This is a genomic window from Marinobacterium sp. BA1, assembly GCF_041155135.1.
Lineage (GTDB): Bacteria > Pseudomonadota > Gammaproteobacteria > Pseudomonadales > Balneatricaceae > Marinobacterium > Marinobacterium iners.
In genome coordinates, this window is the sequence record NZ_BAAFHC010000001.1 from 257,232 (window position 1) to 278,834 (window position 21,603).

The following is a 21,603-nucleotide window of genomic DNA, read 5'->3' on the forward strand; positions in this document are numbered from 1 at the left end:
GCATTCTCTGGCAGTAGAGGCAATTTGCGCTATAGTCTGCCGATTCCATTTATCATCAAGCACAGGAAAATAACATGTCCAATCGCAGCATCATCAGCACTGAAAACGCTCCGGCCGCCATCGGAACCTACTCTCAGGCGGTTCGTGTCGGCAATACCGTGTATCTTTCAGGTCAGATTCCGCTCGATCCGGCGACCATGGAAATGGTGACCGACTCGTTCGAGGCTCAGGCGGTGCGTGTATTTGAAAACCTGAAAGCCGTTGCAGAAGCCGCTGGTGGTTCACTGGGTGACTTCGCCAAGGTGACGATCCTGTTGTCTGATCTTGAGTATTTTGCACAGGTAAATGAAGTGATGGCGCGTTACTTCAGCGAGCCCTATCCGGCCCGTGCGGCCTACGCCGTCAAGGCGCTTCCCAAGGATGCCGATATCGAGGTGGAAGCGATCATGGTGTTGAAGGGCTGACAGTCAGCCGGTGGAGGGCAGGGCATGAGCCGTAAAGTGCGCGCGGATATCCATCTGGATGCGATCGTTCACAATTACCGTTTGGCCAAGGCACAGGCGCCAACGGCGATGGCGGCTGCCATCGTCAAGGCGAACGCCTATGGCCACGGTGCAGTGCCGGTGGCGCGTGCATTGGCCAATGATGCTGATGCTTTTGGCGTTGCCTGCATTGAAGAGGCAATGGAGCTGCGTGAAGCCGGGCTGCGCCAGCCGATCATTCTGCTGGAAGGTTTCTTTGACGCGGATGAATTGCCATTGATCGCCGAGCACGGTTTCTGGCCTGCATTGCACAGTGAGCATCAGGTGCGCTGGCTGGAGCAGTTCAGCAGCACGGCGCGCTTCCCCGTGTGGCTCAAGCTGGATACCGGCATGCACCGCCTGGGTGTGGCACCCGATCAGGTTGAGGCGCTGGTGGCGCGTCTGCGTCAATGTGAAGTGGTTAGTGAGGTATTGCTGATGACCCACTTTGCCCGCTCCGATGAGCCGTCATTGCCGATGACGCGCGACCAGCTGGGCTGTTTTGATCGAGTTGCGGCGCAACTTGGTCTGGGGGCAAGCCTGTCGAATTCCGCTGCCGTGATGGCATGGCCTGAGGCACACAGACAGTGGCTGCGCCCCGGCATCATGCTCTATGGAGCAACGCCTTTTGGTGAGTCGAACCCGGTGGCGGATCAGCTGCGGGCCGGTATGACGCTCAGCTCCGAAATCATCGCGGTGCGAGAAGTGCCAGCGGGTGAGACGGTGGGCTATGGTGCGACGTTCAGTTGTGATCGTCCGCGCCGTATCGGTACCGTGGCCATGGGCTACGGCGACGGTTACCCGCGTCATGCCCGTAATGGTACACCCGTGCTGGTCGAAGGCGTCAGAACCTCACTGGCAGGCCGGGTATCGATGGATATGCTGACAGTTGACCTGACCGATATCCCGCAGGCAGATATCGGCAGCCGGGTAGAGCTTTGGGGGCCGCGGTTGCCGGTGTCTGAGGTGGCGCAGTGGTGCGATACCATCCCCTACACGTTGCTGACCTGCCTGACCCCACGTGTACCGCGCGTTTACTCTGACTGATCCAGCAGGCGCACCAGAAGCCGTTTGACTGTTTCGGGTTCAAACGGCTTGTCGGTGAGCGCGTTTACCCCCGCATGCTCGACATGACTCAGGTGGGTTTCATTGGCCTCCGAGGTCACCATCAGAATCGGCAAGTGAGAGTGAAGTTCAGAGCTGCGAATGAATTCAGCCAGTTCCAGTCCATTCACTTCCGGCATGTTGTAGTCGGTGACCACCAGGTCGACCGTTTCACGCTGCAGCAGCTCGATCGCTTCGCGCCCGTCCGCCGCTTCCAGCAGGTGTACGATGCCCAGGTTGTGCAGCACACGATGGATCAGCTTGCGTGCCATGCGGCTGTCGTCCACGATCAGCACCCGCAGGCTTTCCACGTCATAGAACTCCAGCTCCAGCTCATCCTTGCCCAGCAGATCCAGGGTAGCATTTAAGGCGGACCCAAGATGTTGACGGGTAAAAGGCTTGGGCAGTATGGCGACCACGCCAGACTGCTTGAACACTTCCAGCTGTGGCTTGCGGGTCTCGCTCGATACAAGCATGAACGGCAGGTCGGCCAGCTCCGGTAAGCGACGAATGGCACCCAGCAGCTCAACTGCGCTGCCATCGTCATAGTGCAAAGCACTGATCACCAGGTCGGGTTTTACCTTCATGATCTTCTCCAGCGCCTCATGCAGGTTGGCGGCGGTATCGATCGCCATGACCTGCTCATCCTGCAGCTGCTGAATCATGATTTTGCGCTGCATGGCGGAAGGCTCGACCAGCAGTATGTTCAGTTCACTGACACCCAGGGTACTCATCCGCATTGTCCTGCCATTGGTGGGGATTTTTGGACTGAGCGTATCAGTTGTTGCAGGATGAGGACAGAGGCAAGGCCTGATCGGCGTCAGGCCCGCAGTGATTACCACATCAGATCGTCGGGAATCTGATAATCGGCATAGGGATCATCCGGCTCAGGGGTGTCGTCCACAGGGCGTGGCAGAACAACATCCTGCAGGCGTGCTTCGATACGCTCAACGACTTCGGCCGGGATCAGGTGGTAGCCATTGTCGAGTACGGCAATACGCAACTGGCCGCGGGCAAGCTGGTCGATCTGCTTCTGCTCAAGATAGAGATGGCGGATGGTGGTGCCGTGTACAAAGTTGTAGTGCAACTCAGCCTTGGGCGACAAAGGCAGTCGATGAGTCTCGATCAGCTGGCGGACTTCGGCCTGGGCCGCTTTTTGTGCCTGCTCTTGTTGACGTTGACGGTTCAGTTCACGGTCGCGCTCAATCTTTTCCAGCCGTGCCGCCTCAACGGCTTCGCGCCGCTGGTGTTCTTCATCGACGCTGGCCTGTCCGCCCCGTTTCTGTTTCGACTGTTTGCGTTTAAGATCCTTGGCTTGTTTGGCCTGTTTTTTGTTTGCCAGGCCTGCGTTGAGTAGCTGGTCCTGAAGTGAGCCTGCCATGGTGAACCCTCGGATACCTGATTCATGGTGATAACGGCGCAGGACTATAGCATAGTCTGCCTTGGCGGGCATGATCGACAGTGGTCTGAACGGGTCATCAGGGAGTTTTAAGGAGAGAGTAATGTCATTGATGTTGTGGTTTTCGTTGCTGTTGATCTGTGTGCTGGGGGCGATGTCGCCGGGCCCCAGCCTTGCGGTGGTGCTGCGTCAAACCGTCAGTAACGGTCGGGGTCATGGCATAGCTGCCGGGTGTGCCCATGCGCTGGGGGTTGGGCTGTGGGCGATGGCAACGGTGTGGGGGCTCGGGCTGCTTGTAAGCCGTCATGAAACCCTCTATCAGATTCTGACTTGGCTGGGGGCTGCCTATCTGGTTTGGTTGGGGTTCAATGCCCTGCGTCATGCATCGGCGCCGGGGCTACAGGCCGAGCAGGGCGCACGCGACAGCCTGTGGCAGGCGGCCCGGTCGGGAGCACTGATTTCGCTGCTGAACCCCAAGCTGGCTGTGTTCTTTACTGCGCTGTTCTCTCAGTTCGTTACTGCAGATCAGACGCTTAGTGACCAGTTGCTGATGGTGGCAACGGCAACCGTTGTAGATGGCCTCTGGTATTCGCTGGTGGCTTTGCTGTTTTCCCAGTCGCACCTGCTGGCCTGGCTGCGGCGCCACCTTAAGCGGGTAGAGCAGTTGACCGGTGTGGTGCTGATCGGTCTGGCCGTGCGCGTTGTGGTGCCTTGATCGGGGGCGGGGGCGTTTGCAATCCTGGTCACGGATGCTTATACTGCGCGCCTGTCTGTTGAGACAGGGCGCAACGCCTCGTTATGGCGGTTCTGCCGGTCCTCTCGCAACGATACACCGTGAACCTGGTCAGGCCCGGAAGGGAGCAGCCACAGCGGTCGACTCGTGTGCCGGGATGTGGCTGGTGGAACTGCCACCCAATATGTCATATTCTCCCTGATATTGATTAGATTTTTAATCTTTCTCTGCTTTGTAGCACAGATGTATACCTCAAGATAATTCACTATAACTCCTATCTAATGCCACGAACATATGAAAGAAGTATTTTAAAAAATATAAAATCAATTATAAATTTCTTTCCCTCTGGCAGTGAAAGATACACCTTGGTTGCCTGTCATTATTGATTCAATAATGGGGGTGTTAACTTCTTTTTCTGAATCCCATTTAACGATGAAGCTCGCTCCACTTCCTCCCTCTTTATCCTTATGAGGAATAACATATTCGGTAGATGATAATGGCCTCAAGAGTAGATCGGAATCCAAGAATGAATTGATCATTTTTCCTTTACTATCATAGTAATTAACTGTTTTTATGCGTATTGAATTCAGGGGGTCAGTATTCCTTATCATTAACGTTATTGTAAGAGATATGGGCGTTTTTTGGTTTCCAAAATAAATGTTTGAATATGCTGGTATATACATCGTTTGCTTGTTTTTTGTTTCATTTGCATAAGAAAGTGTTGAAAATAATATAAGACATAGAAATAAGCATGATTTTTTTGATTTCATAGTGGGTACTATAATGTCTGATTGTAAAGTATAAAGCATACTTCTAACATAGTACGAGTCGCTTTGAAAGCTGTTCTTCCCACGTGGAAACAGGAAAATATACAGTAACTGAAGTGATACACAGAGTGCGACTGTTTTCGTTTATACGGTCTGTTAGCACAATACCCTCACCAAGAACGGCGATGCTTTTACGGCGAATCGTTCTTGGTGAGGGGGTAGGGCCTCAGTCAGATTTTTCTACTCGCTGTACTTTGCTCAGGGCCAGCATGCCCATGATTCCCGCCAGCAACATCATGGCCCACTGTGGCAGTGTGGGGATTGGAGCGACGTCCTGTGTTATCCATGCCGGGCCGCCCGGATCGGCGATGATGCCGTTGACACTCAGGTCACTGTCGCCCGCGCCGCCATCGGTCAGGGTCAGGGTGATGGTGTTGCCACTGATCACCGCGCCGGGGTAGGCATACCAGTGGTCAGAGGGGTTGTCTGCTGTTGCGCCGTATTTGTAGTAGCGGGTCCCGGCGGGCAGCTCTTCCGGGTAGGTCAGCACAACCGTCGCATTGCTGCCCGGCGTGCCATTGGTCAGACGCAGGCTTACGGCCCCGTGCGGCAGGGTGACTCTTGGTGGCAAAGTAGCCAGGCTGGCAGCAGTCAGGCTCTGCGCTGCATCCAGGTGCCATTCGCTGCCTGCAACGGCCAGATCCAGCGCTTCGCCGCTGTGTGGGCCTGCGGGCAGTTGCAGTGATAGACCGGTGCGCCGGGCCGCAGTGGTGGAAAAACTAGCGCTGGTTTCCTGCAGAACGGTGGCTTCATTGCCGACATTGCTTGCATTGTCGCTGGTGCCGTTGGTCTGGCCGCTGCGCAGGGTGAAGGTAACGGTACGGCTACCGGAGTCCGGGGCGTTGAGACGCACAGCAATCTGGTCGCCGCTTTTGACGATGGCTTCCTGCACCCAGCCGCCGGTGCCGTTTATTTGGAATTCGGGGTTGCCGTCGCCACTGATGCGTGCACCGCCCCAAGCCTCACCAGCGGGCACACTGGGTGCAAGGGTGAAAGTTGGGAAGGTGGCGGAGTCTCCGGCGCTGACGGTATGCGCGCTGGGGGACGTCAGAGCGGCAAAAGACTGTCCGCCGCGCACGAGACGAACGCGCTGGTTGTTGCTTCGGTTGGAGGTGCCGATGCCAAAACCGCCGAAGGACACATCCCACGCGCTGTTCGAATTGATGGCACTGGGAGACCCAGACCAGACATACGAAGAAGGGGTATCGGGAAATACCCTGCGGTTGACTCTGGGGTTGGTGCCGCAGTTTTCGGTAATCTTCTGCAACTCGTTCATGTACGCCATGCGCCAGCCGCCGCTCTCCAGCAGGTTCTGGCTGAGGCCGGCCCCAATGCCCCAGTTGGTTTGACTGTTGAAGGATGTGGGCAGCAGGCGGTCCGCTTCGGCCCAGCTGTTCCAGTCTTTCGTCTGTGCAGTGCCAGTACATTGGCCGTTCTCGAGCGTCTGACCTTCGCTGCAGCGCTTCCACACCAGGCCGGTGGGCCAGTGCATGGCGCTGGCTGTGCCATCGACCTCGCCCAGAATGTATTGATCGTCCGTGTTATCGCCGGTGCAGTTCTGCGCCTGTGCCAGCAGGGGGGCGGCGCAGGCGCCCAACACTGTGAGCCAACGCGCCAATGAGAGAGTTCTGTGGCTAAAAAGTCGGCTTTTGGTCGTCAGGGTTCTGTACTCGGGGGCTGGCATGTTGTTGTCTCCGCTTTGATCTGGGCAAAACCCTAGCAAAGGGGGAGAACATTGTCCTCCACTGAGCGCTACACATGTTCAAAAGTACAGCGCCAGTGGAGTGACTGGGGATGAAGCGGCAATGATCCTCAGGTATTGCGCACCCGTACTCTGTTCAATGCCAGCATGCCCATAATCCCCGCCAGCAACATCATGGCCCACTGCGGCAGTGTGGGGATTGGCGCGACGTCCTGCGTTATCCATGCCGGGCCGCCCGGATCATCAATGATGCCGTTGACACTCAGGTCGCTGTCGCCTGCGCCGCCATCGGTCAGGGTCAGGGTGATGGTGTTGCCACTGATTACCGCGCCGGGGTAGGCATACCAGTGATCAGTTGGGTTATCCGCCGTTGGGCCGTATTTGTAGTAGCGCGTCCCGGCGGGCAGGTCTACCGGGTAGGTCAGCACAACCGTGGCATTGCTGCCCGGCGTGCCATCGGTCAGACGCAGGCTTACGGCACCGTGCGGCAGGGTCACCCCCGGTGGCAAGGCGGTAGCCAGGCTGGTAGCTGTCAGGCTCTGCGCTGCATCAATGTGCCATTCGCTGCCTGTAACAGCCAGGTCCAGCGTATCTCCGCTATGCGGGCCTTCGGCAAGGGGTAAGGCCATTGCCGTACGTGCGGCAAAGTTTGCTGTGACCGTGCAGGACGCCATGATGGTGCCGGTAGTGTAACTGCTGCCACTCCAGCTTCCGGCTGGGCAGGTACTGCTGATGGCAGAGCTGTAGTTGGCTGCTGGTGTGACCGTAAAACTTGCCGTCTGCCCTGTAGTAACCAACTGCACGCTGGACGGTGCGATGCTGCCATTGGCCCCGGCTGATGGCGTCACCTCATATTGACGCGGGGCGCTGCATTGCCCGGAATCGGCACCACCATGCCCCAGGCAGATCCAGGTGAAGGCGGTTGTGCTGCCATCCACGGCGCTGGCCGTACCGGTGCTACACAGATTGGCACTGGGTGCAGCCAGTGTGGCCACCCCATCCGCCGTGCCGCAAACACCCGCTACGGGGGCGACGTTCACGCTAAAGCTGGCACTGGTTTCCTGCAGGGCTGTGGCTTCATCGCCGGCATTGCTTGCATTGTCGCTGGTGCCGGTGGTCTGGCCGCTGCGCAGGGTGAAGGTAACGGTACGGCTACCGGAGTCCGGGGCGTTGAAACGCACGGTGATCTGGTCGCCGCTTTTGACAATGGCTTCCTGCACCCAGCCGCCGGTGCCGTTGAGTTGGAATTCGGGGTTGCCATCACCACTGATGCGTGCACCGCCCCAGGCCTGGCCGGCGGGCAGGCTAGCCGAAAGTTGGAATGACGGGAAGGTTACGATGTTGCTTGGCGTGACATCCTGTATGGCAGGGCTGGACAAAGGATTGAAAGGCTGTCCGCCGCGCACCAGCCTAATTCGACTACCCAAATTGCGACTAAAATAATCAGCATCACTAGTGCCGTAGTGCACGGTCCAGGCATCGCTCGGCTTCTCAGCATAAGGGGAACCTGACCAATAGTATGATGGTGGCGTACCAGGAAACACAGTTTGGTTTATTTTCGGGCTGTCAACGCAATTTTCTGTGATATCAAGTAGTTCATTTTTGTACGCCATACGCCAGCCGCCGTTTTCCAGCAGGTTTTGGCTATACGCTGCATTAATGCCCCAGGTGGTTTGATTGAAAAACGGAGTAGGTAAATAATCGTCAGCCCAACGATTCCAGGTCCTGCCTGTATCTGCGCTTGAGCACTGCGAATTGCTGAATGCTTGTCCTTCGATGCAGCGCTTCCACACCAGGCCGGTGGCCCAGTGCATGGCACTGGCGGTGCCATCGGCTTCACCCAGAATGTATTGATCGTCCGTGTTAACGCCTGTGGGGCAGTTCTGCGCCTGTGCCAGCAGTGGAGCGGTGCAGGTGCCCAGCAGGGTCAGCCAACGCGCCAGTGAGAGAGTCCTGTGGCGAAAAAATCGGCTCTTGGTCGTCAGGGTTCTGTACTCGGGGGCTGGCATGTTGTTGTCTCCGCTTTGTTCTGGGCGAAAACTAACAAAAAGTGGGGGCAATCAGCGTCCACTGAGCGCTACACATGTTCAAAAGTGCAGCGCTCACGGACTGATTTGGGGTAAACGGTAGTGCTCCTCAGGTATTGCGCACCCGCATTCTGTTCAATGCCAGCATGCCCATGATCCCCGCCAGCAACATCATGGCCCACTGCGGCAGTGTGGGGATGGCTGTGACATTGCCGGGTGCGCTTATCCATGCCGGGCCGCCCGGATCATCGATGATGCCGTTGACACTCAGGTCGCTGTCGCCTGCGCCGCCATCGGTCAGGGTCAGGGTGATGGTGTTGCCACTGATCATGGCGCCGGGGTAGGCATACCAGTGGTCAGTTGGGTTGTCTGCCGTTGGGCCGTATTTGTAGTAGCGCGTGCCGGCGGGCAGGTTTTCCGGGTAGGTCAGCACAACCGTGGCATTGCTGCCCGGCGTGCCATCGGTCAGACGCAGGCTCAGTGTTCCGTGCGGCAGGGTCACGCCAGCCGGCAAGGCAGCTCCGAGGCTGGCCGCTGTCAGGCTCTGCGCTGAGTCCAGGTGCCACTCGCTGCCTGCAACAGCCAGATCCAGCGTATCTCCGCTATGCGGGCCTTCGGCAAGGGGTAAGGCCATTGCCGTACGTGCGGCAAAGTTTGCTGTGACCGTGCAGGACGCCATGATGCTGCCGGTAGTGTAACTGTTGCCACTCCAGCTTCCGGCCGGGCAGGTACCGCTGATGGCGGAGCTGTAGTTGGCTGCTGGCGTGACCGCGAAATTTGCCGTCTGCCCAGCAGTGACCAACTGCACGCTGGACGGTGCGATGCTGCCATTGGCTCCGGCCGATGGCGTCACCTCATATTGGCGCGGGGCACTGCATTGCCCGGAATCGGCACCACCATGACCCAGGCAGATCCAGGTGAAGGCGGTTGTGCTGCCATCCACGGCGCTGGCCGTACCGGTGCTACAGAGGTTGGCGCTGGGTGCGGGCACTGTAGCCACCCCGTCCGCAATGCCGCAACCTCCGCTTATCAATGCCGGGCCGCCCGGATCATCGATGATGCCGTTGACACTCAGGTCGCTGTCGCCTGCGCCGCCATCGGTCAGGGTCAGTGTGATGGTGTTGCCATTGATCACCGCGCCGGGGTAGGCATACCAGTGGTCAGTTGGGTTGTCTGCCGTTGGGCCGTATTTGTAGTAGCGGGTACCTGCAGGCAGCGCTTCGGGATAGGTCAGGGTCACGGTGGCGGTACTGCCCGGTGCGCCATCGGTCAGACGCAGGCTTACTGCGCCGTGTGGCAGTGTCACGCTTGATGGCAAGGCGGTAGCCAGGCTGGCAGCAGTCAGGCTTTGTGCTGCATCAATGTGCCATTCGCTGCCGGATGAAGTTATGTCCAACGTATCTCCGGTATGCGGGCCTTCGGTCAGGGGCAACGTCATTGTCGTACGTGCTTCAAAGCCTGCTGCCACCGTGCAGGACGCCATGATGCTGCCTGTGGTGTAACTGCTGCCACTCCAGCTACCTGCCGGGCAGGTACCGCTGATGGCGGGGCTGTAGTTGGCTGCTGGCGTGACCGTGAAACTTGCCGTTTGCCCCGCAGTGACCAACTGCACGCTGGAAGGTGCGATGCTGCCATTGGCTCCGGCTGACGGCGTCACCTCATATTGGCGCGGGGCACTGCATTGCCCGGAATCGGCACCGCCGTACTGACCCAGGCAAGTCCAGGTGAAGTCGGTTGCGCTGCCATCCACCGCGCTGGCTGTACCAGCGCTGCACAGATTGACGCTGGGTGCGGGCACTGTAGCCACCTCATCCGCCGTGCCGCAAACACCCGCCGCGGGGACGTTCGCGGTAAAGCTGGCGCTGGTTTCCTGCAGGGCGGTGTCTTCATTGCCGCCATTGCTTGCATTGTCGCTGGTGCCGGTGGTCTGGCCGCTGCGCAGGGTGAAGGTAACGGTACGGCTACCGGAGTCCGGGGCGTTGAAACGCACGGCGATCTGGTCGCCGCTTTTGACAATGGCTTCCTGCACCCAGCCGCCGGTGCCGTTGAGCTGGAATTCGGGATTGCCGTCGCCACTGATTCGTGCACCGCCCCAAGCCTCGCTAGTGGGTACACTGGACGCAAGGGTGAAAACTGGGAAGGTGACGGAGTCTCCGGCGCTGACTGTCAGTGCACTGGGGGACATCAAAGTTGCAAAAGACTGTCCGCCGCGCACAAGGCGGACGACGTCAATGGTGCTGCGGAAGCCGTTGATGATGCCGCCAACGTGGAAGGTAACGCCCCACGCGATGCCCGAATTGCCGGCATTGGGAGAGCCCGACCAAACGCCCGAAGACGGGTCATTGGGAAATACAGTGCGGTTGACCTTGGGGTTGTCGCCGCAGTTTTCGGTGATCTTCCGCAACTCGTCCCTGTAAGCCATGCGCCATGCGCCGCTTTCCAGCAGGCTCTGGCTATACCCCGCATCGATACCCCAGTTGATCTGATTGGCAAAGGGCTTTGGCAGATAGTCGGTCGCCCAGTTGTTCCAGTTTTTGAGGGACGCCGAACCAGAACATTGACCGCTACCAAACGTCTGACCTTCGATGCAGCGCTTCCACACCAGGCCGGTGGGCCAGTGCATGGCGCTGGCGACGCTATCGGCCTCTCCCAGAATGTATTGATCGTCCGTATTATCGCCTGTGGGGCAGTTCTGCGCCTGTGCCAGCAGTGGCGCGGTGCAGGTGCTCAGCAGGGTAAGCCAACGCGCGAGCGAGAGAGCCCTGTCGCTAAAAAGTTGGCTTTGGGTCGTCAGGGTTCGGTGCTCGGGGGCTGGCATGGTGTTGTCTCCGCTTTGATCTGGGCAAAACCCTAGCAAAGGCGGAGAACATTGTCCTCCACTGAGCGCTACACATGTTCAAAAGTGCAGCGCTCGCGGACTGCTTTGGGGTAAACGGCAATGATCCTCAGGTACTGCGCACCCGCATTCTGCTCAAGGCCAGCATTCCCATAATCCCGGCCAGCAGCATCATGGCCCACTGCGGCAGTGTGGGGATGGCTGTGACATTGCCGGGTGCGCTTATCCATGCCGGGCCGCCCGGATCATCGATGATGCCGTTGACACTCAGGTCGCTGTCGCCTGCGCCGCCATCGGTCAGGGTCAGGGTGATGGTGTTGCCACTGATCACGGCGCCGGGGTAGGCATACCAGTGGTCAGTTGGGTTGTCTGCCGTTGGGCCGTATTTGTAGTAGCGTGTGCCGGCAGGTAGCTCGAATGGGTAGCTCAGTACTATCGTGGAGCTGTTGCCAGCAGTGCCATTGGTCAGGCGCAGGCTTACGGCGCCGTGGGGCAGGATTACACCCTGCGGCAAGGCGGCTCCCACGCTGGCAGCTGTCAGGCTCTGCGCTGCATCCAGGTTCCATTCGCTGTCTGTGACAGACAGGTTCAGCATTTTGCCGCTGTGTGGTCCCTCGGACAGTGGCAGCTGCATCTCGGTGCGTCGCGGAGGTGCCTCTATGCCCTTAGCCTTGAGTGTGAAGGTGAACAGGTCGCCACTTGCACCGGAACAGCTGAGCGTGTCGGTATATTCGCCTGGCGTGACCGGGTTGAAGGTTACGGTCAGCGTGGCACTGCTGTTGGCAGGGATTGTCATTGGCATGGCATTGATCGAAAAGACACTGCCATCATTCAAACTGCAGCTCAGTGATTCATCAGCCGGTACGTGATTCTGGAAGCTGATGGTGGCGTTTGTTGCCCGCGTCAACTCTTCACCGGCCGCGGCAGAAGTGGCCTCTGGGTCGATACTGACATCCGGCAGGTTGATTGTGCTGCCGCTGCGGGGCGATGACGTTAGTGCGTAGAACGCCGAAGCCTTGAGGGTGTATTCAATTATTTCGGTTCTCTCATAGCCGATGCCTTCGTGCAGTATCCAACACTCGAGAGTGGTGGTGTAGTCCCCCGCAGTGGCGCTGTCAAACTCGACATCGAAGCTTTTCTCAGCCCCAAGAGGCAGCATTTCCAATGTTTGTGTATAGCCGACAAAAGGCGGGGTTAACAAGTGGGTTGTGCAGGCAAAATAAAATCCATCGACCACATTTTCGGAATTGCTGAGCGTAAACGTGGCTGACGTTGGTGCAGTACCCACGCGCTGTAGTGGCAGTATGACGTCGCTGTTCTTTGCCGGTGTGACGTTGATCGGCATCAGCGCATTGGCGCGAAAGTTATGGGACCACTGCTGCCCTGTCTCGTCCTCACAGTCCAGCCGAGCAAGGGAGTCGAGGGTCGGCGCGTCGGAGCGATAGGTGAGCGTGACATCGACCATGCCACCGGCTGCAACCTGGCCTGGAACAGGCCCAAGCATAAAACCACTGTCGTCTGATGTCAGTTGGCAACTGAATTCTAGTGGGCTGGCGTTTGCATTCTCGAATGACAGGGTCCTGTGCAACTCGGATTGCAGCGGATAGATGTAACCCATGGCAAGAGCCCCATTGACAGGGCCCGGCACAATGGGCTGAGCCACCAGGGGCGTGATGGTCTCGCCCGAGAGGTCATAGACAAATGCGCCGCCAACATCGCTGGAGCAGCTCAGGGTGCCATTAAAGGTGCCGGCATTGGCTGAATCAAGGTTTACCCTCAGGTTGGCATTGCCGCTGGCGGGTACGGTCAGGCTGTCGGCAGCGGAAAACACGCCGGTACTGCCGCTGATGCTGCAAGACACATTGGCCGGCGTCAGATTCGGGTTCTGGAAGTTGATGGTCTGATAAGTGGCACCAGTCGCAGGCCACTGGGTTGGCAGCACAACGGTTGATCCGCTGGCAGGTGTCGCGGTGACGGGGGCGACATAATTGCCCTCCAGGGAATAAATGAACTCACCGTTATTGCTGTCGCTGCAGCGTAATGTATCGGTGTATTGCCCAGCTACAGCGGCAGAGAAATTCACTGTAACTTCGATCGTTTCATCCGGTTGCAGGCTGAAATTGACATCACCACCGCTGAGGGAAAACGCCTGCCCATTATCAAGTGTGCACTGCAAGCTGACGGGCTTGAGGTTCAGATGGTTGTGGAAGCTAAATACCTTTTGACTAACAGTATTGACTGGCAAATGGGGAAGTGTTGTATTCCCGGGTTTTATCGAGGCAATCAATGGCATGGGGCCACCGATAAAATGACCTGAGGCGTAGCCCCCATTGCTGATATGCATGCTTTCTTGCGTGGAGGGCCAACCTTCAGCCCATTGGTAGGATACTTTATACAGGTCCCAATTATTTGTATAAACAAACAATTGGTCCTTGCTCGGGTGTGCGTCAAGACCTACAGAGATTGCATCGTTGGTTGGAAATTCAATGGTCCCGCGGTACACAGGGTGGCCGCTTTGAACGACATGAATGGCGGCAGAATAATTACCGCTATTGCCCAGCCGTGCGTTTACAAAGGTATTTCTTCCATCGTAAGAATTGGCGATTTTTGCATATGAATTGTTAAATACACCCGAAGGCAATTCAGCGTGGGGCATGAGGACAGTATGAACATCGTATCTGCCGTCTTCAGACCGTTCATCTGAGCTCACAACACAAGTGGAATCACCAGAAATAGTATCTACACCGCATGAGAGGTACTGATGCGTGATCAGTCTTCCGGTTATATCTTTGCTGGGCATTGGGTTGGCGCGAATGCTCTTGACACTGGCCGGACTATGAAAGGGAAAGTTTCCACCGCCGATGCTGGTGTAACTTTGAGTGTCATAAAAACTAAAGCCGTCTTGGAGCGACACCATAACGGCACTGTTGTCAGCCAGAACGTCAATTTCAGAAATATCACCCAGTAAGTACTCAGGCTCCTCTACTTGTACGGTATGAAGTATGTCATGAGTCTGTGCATCGATAAAATAGAGGTAATTTTCATTATCAACGGCATAAACTCTTGTGCCATCCGGGCTGGATGTTACCTGCAGCAAAAAAGCATCCACCGAGTCGTGTACTGGTACTGTAATCGCCGGTTTGACTGAATAGTCATGGGTATCGATGACGGTAATCTCGCGGCTATTGCTACCCTTGGCCCCGATGACGCCATATACATAATTCCCCCCTGGGCGAATATCTATGTGACCTAAACTTCGACCAACATCGATCCGTTGAATCTCGGTCATGGTTTCCACATCAACCACAGAAACATAGCTCCCTGCTTTCAGATAGGCGAAGGGCGCTGCATTGGCCGTATTGATTACCAGCAACAGTAGCAGGCTGCAGTATCCAATACTGAGCCCCATAATATGCAACAGCCGCTCGCTGATCTGATGCATAGAAAAAGAAGGGAAGATATTTTTCATTTTAGATTCCATCTCACGCAATGGCAGCAAGGTAACAAAAGCCGTAAAACCAAGCGTCCACTGAGCGCTACACATGTTCAAAAGTGCAGCGCTCACGGAGTGACTGGGGATGAAGCGGCAATGACCCTCAGGTATTGCGCACCCGCACTCTATTTAATGCCAGCATGCCCATAATCCCGGCCAGCAACATCATGGCCCACTGTGGCAGTGTGGGGATTGGAGCGACGTCCTGTGTTATCCATGCCGGGCCGCCCGGATCATCGATGATGCCGTTGACGCTCAGGTCGCTGTCGCCTGCGCCGCCATCGGTCAGGGTCAGGGTGATGGTGTTGCCACTGATTACCGCGCCGGGGTAGGCATACCAGTGGTCAGTTGGGTTGTCTGCCGTTGGGCCGTATTTGTAATAGCGCGTGCCGGCGGGCAGGTCTTCCGGGTAGGTCAGTACAACCGTGGTATTGCTGCCCGGCGTGCCATCGGTCAGACGGAAACTTACGGCACCGTGCGGCAGGGTCATCCTCGGTGGCAATGCGGTAGCCAGGCTGGCAGCAGTCAGGCTCTGCGCTGAGTCCAGGTGCCACTCGCTGCCTGTTACCGTCAGATCAAGCGTATCTCCGCTGTGCGGGCCTGCGGGCAGTTGCAGCGATAGATCGGTGCGCCGGGCAAGCGCGGTAAAGCTGGCACTGGTTTCCTGCATGGTCGTGGTTTCATTGCCGACATTGCTTGCATTGTCGCTGGTGCCGGTGGTCTGGCCGCTACGCAGGGTGAAGGTAACGGTACGGCTACCGGAGTCCGGGGCGTTGAAACGCACGGCGATCTGGTCGCCGCTTTTGACAATGGCTTCCTGCACCCAGCCGCCGGTGCCGTTGAGCTGGAATTCGGGGTTGCCATCACCGCTGATGCGCGCACCGCCCCAGGCCTCGCCAGCGGGCACGCTGGGCGCAAGGGTGAAAGCGGGGAAGGTGGCGGAGTCACCGGCGCTGACGGTCTGCGCGCTGGGGGACGTCAAAGCGGCAAAAGACTGTCCGCCGCGCACAAGGCGAGCGTGGTGGTCGTCGCTGCGGTAACTGAGGTAGGTGCTGCCAAAGTTGAAGTTCACGATCCACACGCTGCCCGAATTACCGGCGAGGGGCGAACCCGACCAGAAATGCGAAGACGGGGTATCGGGAAACACCATGCGGTTGACCTTGGGGTTGTTATCACACCCCTCGGTGATCTTCCCCAACTCGTACCTGTACGCCATGCGCCAGTGGCCGTCACGCACCCGATCTACATTCTGCGGACCAGCGGACGGATTGGGCGTATAAGACTCGACCGTCTCCCACCACGCATCCTGCCCTGCAAACGAACGTGGCATGTATTCATCCATCCACTCGTTCCAACGCCGCGTTTCCGCCGTGCCCTCGCAGGTCTGCGTGCCCGTGTTCCACGTCTGCCCCTCGAGGCAGCGCTTCCACACCAGCCCGGTGGGCCAGTGCATGGCGCTGGCGACACCATCGGCCTCGCCCAGTATGTATTGATCGTCCGTGTTATCGCCCGAGGGGCAGCTCTCCGCCTGTGCCAGCAGGGGAGCGGTGCAGGTGCCCAGCAGGGTAAGCCAACGCGCAAGTGAGAGAGCTTTGTGGCTGAAAAGTCGGCTTTGCATCGTCAGGGTTCTGTACTCGGGTGCTGGCATGTTGTTGTCTCCGCTTTGTTCTGGGCGAAAATTAACAAAAGCCGTAAAAACAAGCGTCCACTGAGCGCTACACATGTTCAAAAGTGCAGCGCTCGCGGACTGATTTGGGGTAAACGGCAATGACCCTCAGGTACTGCGCACTCGCTGTACTTTGCTCAGGGCCAGCATGCCCATAATCCCGGCCAACAACAGCATGGCCCACTGTGGCAGTGTGGGTATGGCTGTGACATTGCCGGGTGCGCTTATCCATGCCGGGCCACCCGGATCATCAATGATGCCGTTGACACTCAGATCGCTGTCGCCTGCGCCGCCATCGGTCAGGGTCAGGGTGATGGTGTTGCCGCTGATCACCGCGCCGGGGTAGGCATACCAGTGGTCAGTTGGGTTGTCTGCCGTTGGGCCGTATTTGTAGTAGCGCGTGCCGGCGGGCAGGTTTTCCGGGTAGGTCAGCACAACCGTGGCATTGCTGCCCGGCGTGCCATCGGTCAGACGCAGGCTCAGTGCTCCGTGCGGCAGGGTCACGCCAGCCGGCAAGGCAGCTCCGAGACTGGCCGCTGTCAGGCTCTGCGCTGAGTCCAGGTGCCATTCGCTGCCTGCAACGGCCAGATCCAGCGCTTCGCCGCTGTGCGGGCCTGCGGGCAGTTGCAGCGATAGATCGGTGCGCCGGGCAAGCGCGGTAAAACTGGCGCTGGTTTCCTGCATGGTCGTGGCTTCATTGCCGCCATTGCTGGCATTGTCGTTGGTACCGGTGGTCTGGCCGCTGCGCAGGGTGAAGGTGGCCGTATGGCTGTCGCCCACCGTGACTGGGGCCGTGAGGCGCACAGTGATTTGATCGCCGCTTTTAACGATGGCTTCCTGTACCCAGTCGCCGGTGCCATTGAGCTGGAATTCGGGGTTGCCATCGCCACTGATGCGCGCACCGCCCCAGGCCTGGCCGGAAGGCAGGCTGGCCGAGAGGGGGAAGGTCGGGAAGGTTGTGGTGTTGCCGGGCGCAGCATCCTGCGCGGCGGGAGCGGTCAAAGAATCGAAAGGCTGTCCGCCGCGTACAAGATGAACGTCGGTTCCTACGCTGGAACTCGTGATAGTTACGACGGTGCCATCGGAGATGCGCAGGTTCAACGCGTTGTACGAACCCGCGACAGAACCCGACCAGACATACGCAAACGACGTAATGGGAAACACTGTGCGGTTGACCTTGGGGTTGTTACCACACCCCTCGGTGATCTTCACCAATTCATTTTTGTACGCCATGCGCCAACCGCCGCTCTCCAGCAGGTTCTGGCTGAAACCAGCCCCGATGCCCCAGCTGGTTTGATTCGTGAAGGATTTGGGCAGACGCCGGTCCGTTTCTGCCAAGGTGTTCCAGGTTTTCGCCGGCCTGCTGCCGGTACATTGGCCGCTCTCGAACGTCTGGCCCTCGAGGCAGCGCTTCCACACCAGCCCGGTGGGCCAGTGCATGGCGCTGGCGACGCCATCGGCATCGCCCAGAATGTATTGATCGTCCGTGTTAACGCCCGTGGGGCAGTTCTGCGCCTGTGCCAGCAGTGGAGCGGTGCAGGTGCCCAGCAGGGTAAGCCAACGCGCCAGTGAGAGAGCTTTGTGGCTGAAAAGTCGGCTTTGGGTCGTCAGGGTTCTGTACTCGGGTGCTGGCATGTTGTTGTCTCCGCTTTGTTCTGGGCGAAAACTAACAAAAAGTGGGGGCAATCAGCGTCCACTGAGCGTTACAACACTCGAATATGGCGGCCACAACGGCAGCATTTACGGGGTCTTGGCTGCTGTATCAGATCTCACTGGCTCTGATATCAGACGGATTGTGTTCATAAAATCGTTTGAATGCGCGGTAAAACCAGGACAGGTTGTTGAAGCCTGCATCGTAGGCAATGTTGGCGATGCTACAGCTGTAGTAGGCGGGGTTGTTCAATCGGGCAAATACGCGTTGCAGCCGTTGTTCAAGCAGATAGTCCGAAAAACTTTGTCCGTTGCGTTCAAACATGGCACGCACATAACTGGGCGATATGCCATGGCGCCTGGCTATCCAGCCAAGGTTGAGGTCACCACGCCATGCGTGCGCCCGTATATCGGCTTTGATCGCTCTCAGGCGTGCAAGAGCAAGGCCTCTTTGGCTCGCTTGTATGGCGCAATCACCCCGTGCACCGGTTGCGAGGGTGGCGAGATCAAGCAGGTGATTGGTTTCAATAACGGGATTGTCCGCCAGGGTAACATCGCTTCGCGTGAGTTCGAGTGCGCGTCTGACCAAGTGCATTAAGGGTTCTTGGATAAGATGGGAAGGGTTTTTGGCGCTTTCCAGGTCGAATACCAGCTGGCCCAGCAATGATCGGGAAAAGCTGAGGTTGAGCATATGTGTCGTTGTGGAAGGGAAAATGATTTTCCCCGGTCGGTCATTGAATGCAAAGCAACCTGTACCGGGGCCACCTTTTAACTCGCCCACACGGGGTAGATCGGATATCCAGTGAGAATGGTTCGCCGGGTTGATCAACAGAGAAAAGTCGTCGTTTCCATCCTGTAGCTCTTGCTTGCGCCGGTGCACAATCAGGGAAGATGTTTTTACCAGCGCGATGGTCACACCCGGCAGTAACCGGATACGGGTTTCAATTGAAGGTATTTGGTCCTTTGCAACATCAACATCGATATTTGCCATCGCGGCATAGACATCTTTTGAGACTTCAAGGCGCTCATGTTCGGCGTAATCGTTTGAAGAAAATGTGATTAATGCCATTGACTTATCCGTGTGCTCAAGCGTTTTACGCCATACTTTAGCGTGTTTACACAGGAGATGGTACGGACATATTAATGAAATTAAGCTTGCATTCAGTTCGTTCGACCACTCAGTTTATGCACAATTCCCTTGGATATTTGTTGCAACAGCCCTTTGGGTTGATCCTGCTCGGGCAGGGGGCGGCACAGTTTGATGGCCGTTAGCCCCGTGCGGGCCGTGAAAAGGCCCGCGCCGATGCCCTGACCGGCCCTTGCTGACAGGCTTGATGTCAATGAGCTGCCCAACAGCGCAGAGCCTGCATCCATTGCCACTTCACTGGCGCCGGCAAATGCCAGGTTTTGCAGAACCTGCTTCAGTAATTTGCCTTGGGTCAGTAGCCCCGGCGCGATGCCATACACCGTGGCGATTTCACGAATCATGCGCAGGTTGCGCCAGGCGACCAGCAGCATATCGAAACTGGCCCAGGGGCTCAGTGCGACCATGACACCCGATTCCACACTGTAGCGTTGAACGCAGCGCTGGGCGGTGCGGTCGGCTTGATTCAGGGCGTGTCGGCTCAGGTACTGAATAATCTCCCGGTCGTTGTAGCTGCTGTCGAGCTGTGTGATGGCACTTTGTAACTCGTTCTTCAGTGCTGTGTGGTGGTAGCGCTGCTCCAGTTGATGCAGCAGTGCTGTGCTGTCGCCATGACTGGTCTGTTGCAACAGGGCTTCAGCCTGTTGCTGCAGACCTTGTACCTGTCGCAATTGGCGGCTGCCACTGAGGCCTCGCCTGATTTCGATACCGACCACAAGCATCAGTAGCAGCGTCAGTAGGCTGAAGGCACCGCCCAGCAGGGGGTGAATGGATATGCTCCAGCTGATCAGTCGGTACAACTCGGCACTGATGGCCAAAACGACCAACGTTCCCAACAGGGGCACTAACCAACCTCTACTGCGTACATTGCTCTGAGGCGGCGAGGGAGGTAGCTCCAAAGAGGTGTCATCTTCAACAGTCTGGGCCTTGTCCAGCGGGATATCTCGGGCTGGCTGGTGCAGGGGATGTTCGGCTGGATCGGCTGCCATCGCCTCGGGCGGTAGCTCGATAGGGCGTTGCCATTTAGGTGTATCACGCATCAGAACAGGTCTCCCAACAGGTATTCGATCGCCTGGTCAAGGCGGATATGGTGCTCGGGCCTCAAAGTGCCTGCAGGTAATGGACGTGGTGCAAAGTCGACAAAGCGGAAGCGGTCACTGTTCCAGTCTTTGGCGCGAGGCAGCTCAGTGGGCACTTCGCCGGGGAAAAGGGCAATTTCTTCGCCCGTGTCTTTTCGGTGACCGCGCAGACATGAGAGGTGTTGGCCATCAAGTCGTGCCTGCGCAGCTTCAGTGGCACGCAGGGATGACAGGGCAAGGCATCGCGTGTCGACCTGTTCAAACCGGATCTCGCGCTGAGCGGCTTCAATCATCAGGCGCAGGAACTGGTCCAGGTTGTGGTGCTGATTAGCCGTAACATGGTCGGCCTTGGTGGCGGCGAACAGGACGCGGTTGATGCGCGGGCGAAACAGGCGTCGAAACAGGCTGTTGCGGCCATACTGAAAACTGTGCAGCAGGGTGGTTAGGGCCAGCTGCATGTCATTGAAACAGGATTCGCCGCTGTTGAGTGTTTTCAGGCAGTCCACCAGTACGATCTGACGATCAAAGTGTCGAAAGTGGTTCCGGTAGAAAGGACGGACGACCTGTTCACAATAATCGTTGTAGGCCTGTTGCAGTTGTGTAAACAGGCTGTTTGTATCCGCGTTTTCGGGTGCTTCGGGCCAGTTCTGGATAATCGGAAACAGGTCAAGCAATGGACTGCCTGCCAGTTCAGCCGGCATGAGCAGACGCCCGGGCTGCAGCAGGCTCAGGTTGTATGGGGGCTCACGCAGTTGCTGCAACAGGGATCGGTAACGTTCAGTCAGTCGTTGCCGCAGGCCCTCCGGAGCGGGAGCCAGCCAGTCGATCCCGCTCTGCTGAGCGATCCAGTCAGCAGCCACTTCTGTGCGTGGGAGAGAGGCAAACAGGGCCTGCTGCTGTTTGCACCACTGCTCGAAACTGAGTGTCAGCATAGGCAGATCGAGCAGCCATTCGCCGGGGTAATCGATCAAGTCCAGATACAGTGTGGAGTGCTCGCCCAATGCGCGCCCCAGCCCCGGTTTGCGGCGATAACGCAATGCCAGCCGGATCTCCGACAGTGCTTCGGTCGAATTCGGCCAGTGCGGTGGAGAGGCCTGAAGCCCCGCCAAGCATTGTTGCAGCGGAAATGGGCTGGGGGATTCCGTGCTCAAGTCACGGGTAGCGACAATTCTGCCTTCGGAAGCCGCAGCAAAAAACGGCAGTGAGCGCCCCTGCTCACTTTGCAGCAGGTGGCGAGCCAGGGCGCTTATGAAGACGGTTTTGCCGCTGCGGCTCAATCCCGTGACGGCCAGGCGGACACGTTGTTCCATGCCGCGCTCGACGCTCATCTTCAGCTGTTCGGGCCAGTCAGTCAGACCGCTTTGTCGGATCAGGCCACCCAGTTTGTTCGGTATGCTCATGCATGGCTCCGTTTGAAGTATC

General features: G+C 57.7%; 15 protein-coding genes and 1 other RNA gene. 4 read left to right on the forward strand and 12 right to left on the reverse strand.

Annotated elements, in window-relative coordinates:
* The first annotated feature begins 74 nt into the window (after positions 1–74).
* Complete coding sequence (locus tag ACAM29_RS01260) at positions 75–464, forward strand: RidA family protein (RefSeq protein ID WP_369622932.1); 390 nt, start codon at positions 75–77, stop codon at positions 462–464.
* 24 nt (positions 465–488) lie between these two features.
* Positions 489–1,568 carry an alanine racemase gene (alr, locus tag ACAM29_RS01265; protein ID WP_369622933.1) on the forward strand — a complete coding sequence of 360 codons (1,080 nt, stop codon included), beginning with the start codon at positions 489–491 and terminating at the stop codon, positions 1,566–1,568.
* On the opposite strand, the gene ACAM29_RS01270 is transcribed toward alr, so the two are convergent.
* A complete protein-coding gene (locus tag ACAM29_RS01270) occupies positions 1,556–2,359 on the reverse strand; it encodes a response regulator (protein WP_091824943.1) in 804 nt (267 codons plus the stop codon). The genes alr and ACAM29_RS01270 overlap by 13 nt on opposite strands.
* 101 nt (positions 2,360–2,460) lie before the next feature.
* Positions 2,461–3,006 (reverse strand): DUF2058 domain-containing protein, encoded by a 546-nt coding sequence (locus tag ACAM29_RS01275; protein ID WP_369622934.1) that lies wholly within the window; start codon positions 3,004–3,006, stop codon positions 2,461–2,463.
* A gap of 121 nt (positions 3,007–3,127) precedes the next feature.
* Here ACAM29_RS01275 and ACAM29_RS01280 point away from each other — a divergent pair, with 121 nt between their 5' ends.
* Both ACAM29_RS01280 and ffs read left to right on the forward strand, forming a co-directional pair.
* Complete coding sequence (locus tag ACAM29_RS01280; RefSeq protein ID WP_091824946.1) at positions 3,128–3,739, forward strand: LysE family translocator; 612 nt, start codon at positions 3,128–3,130, stop codon at positions 3,737–3,739.
* 93 nt (positions 3,740–3,832) lie between these two features.
* An RNA gene (gene ffs / locus ACAM29_RS01285) (signal recognition particle sRNA small type) lies at positions 3,833–3,929 on the forward strand.
* Between the two features lie 151 nt (positions 3,930–4,080).
* Here ffs and ACAM29_RS01290 read toward each other — a convergent pair.
* The 10 genes from ACAM29_RS01290 to ACAM29_RS01335 all read right to left on the reverse strand — a co-directional run bounded on the left by ACAM29_RS01290 (position 4,081) and on the right by ACAM29_RS01335 (position 21,581).
* A complete protein-coding gene (locus ACAM29_RS01290; RefSeq protein ID WP_369622935.1) occupies positions 4,081–4,527 on the reverse strand; it encodes a DUF3124 domain-containing protein in 447 nt (148 codons plus the stop codon).
* 223 nt (positions 4,528–4,750) lie between these two features.
* Positions 4,751–6,268 (reverse strand): IPTL-CTERM sorting domain-containing protein, encoded by a 1,518-nt coding sequence (locus ACAM29_RS01295; RefSeq protein ID WP_369622936.1) that lies wholly within the window; start codon positions 6,266–6,268, stop codon positions 4,751–4,753.
* 128 nt (positions 6,269–6,396) lie between these two features.
* The gene (locus ACAM29_RS01300; RefSeq protein WP_369622937.1) at positions 6,397–8,295 is read right to left on the reverse strand and encodes an IPTL-CTERM sorting domain-containing protein; all 1,899 of its coding nucleotides are present in this window, start codon (positions 8,293–8,295) and stop codon (positions 6,397–6,399) included.
* Positions 8,296–8,422: 127 nt separating this feature from the next.
* On the reverse strand, positions 8,423–11,131 hold the full coding sequence (locus tag ACAM29_RS01305) for an IPTL-CTERM sorting domain-containing protein (protein WP_369622938.1): 2,709 nt from the start codon (positions 11,129–11,131) through the stop codon (positions 8,423–8,425).
* A gap of 127 nt (positions 11,132–11,258) precedes the next feature.
* Positions 11,259–14,618 carry an IPTL-CTERM sorting domain-containing protein gene (locus ACAM29_RS01310; protein WP_369622939.1) on the reverse strand — a complete coding sequence of 1,120 codons (3,360 nt, stop codon included), beginning with the start codon at positions 14,616–14,618 and terminating at the stop codon, positions 11,259–11,261.
* Between the two features lie 127 nt (positions 14,619–14,745).
* On the reverse strand, positions 14,746–16,290 hold the full coding sequence (locus ACAM29_RS01315; protein WP_369622940.1) for an IPTL-CTERM sorting domain-containing protein: 1,545 nt from the start codon (positions 16,288–16,290) through the stop codon (positions 14,746–14,748).
* Positions 16,291–16,416: 126 nt separating this feature from the next.
* The gene (locus tag ACAM29_RS01320; protein WP_369622941.1) at positions 16,417–17,943 is read right to left on the reverse strand and encodes an IPTL-CTERM sorting domain-containing protein; all 1,527 of its coding nucleotides are present in this window, start codon (positions 17,941–17,943) and stop codon (positions 16,417–16,419) included.
* Positions 17,944–18,070: 127 nt separating this feature from the next.
* Positions 18,071–19,027, reverse strand: coding sequence for a helix-turn-helix transcriptional regulator (locus tag ACAM29_RS01325; protein ID WP_369622942.1), 957 nt, complete (start codon positions 19,025–19,027; stop codon positions 18,071–18,073).
* A 92-nt stretch (positions 19,028–19,119) separates the two neighbouring features.
* On the reverse strand, positions 19,120–20,142 hold the full coding sequence (locus tag ACAM29_RS01330) for a TIGR01620 family protein (RefSeq protein ID WP_369622943.1): 1,023 nt from the start codon (positions 20,140–20,142) through the stop codon (positions 19,120–19,122).
* Positions 20,142–21,581: a YcjX family protein gene (locus ACAM29_RS01335; protein WP_369622944.1), complete on the reverse strand. Its 1,440-nt coding sequence runs from the start codon at positions 21,579–21,581 to the stop codon at positions 20,142–20,144. Before ACAM29_RS01335 ends, ACAM29_RS01330 begins: the two co-directional genes overlap by 1 nt.
* Positions 21,582–21,603 lie beyond the last annotated feature (22 nt).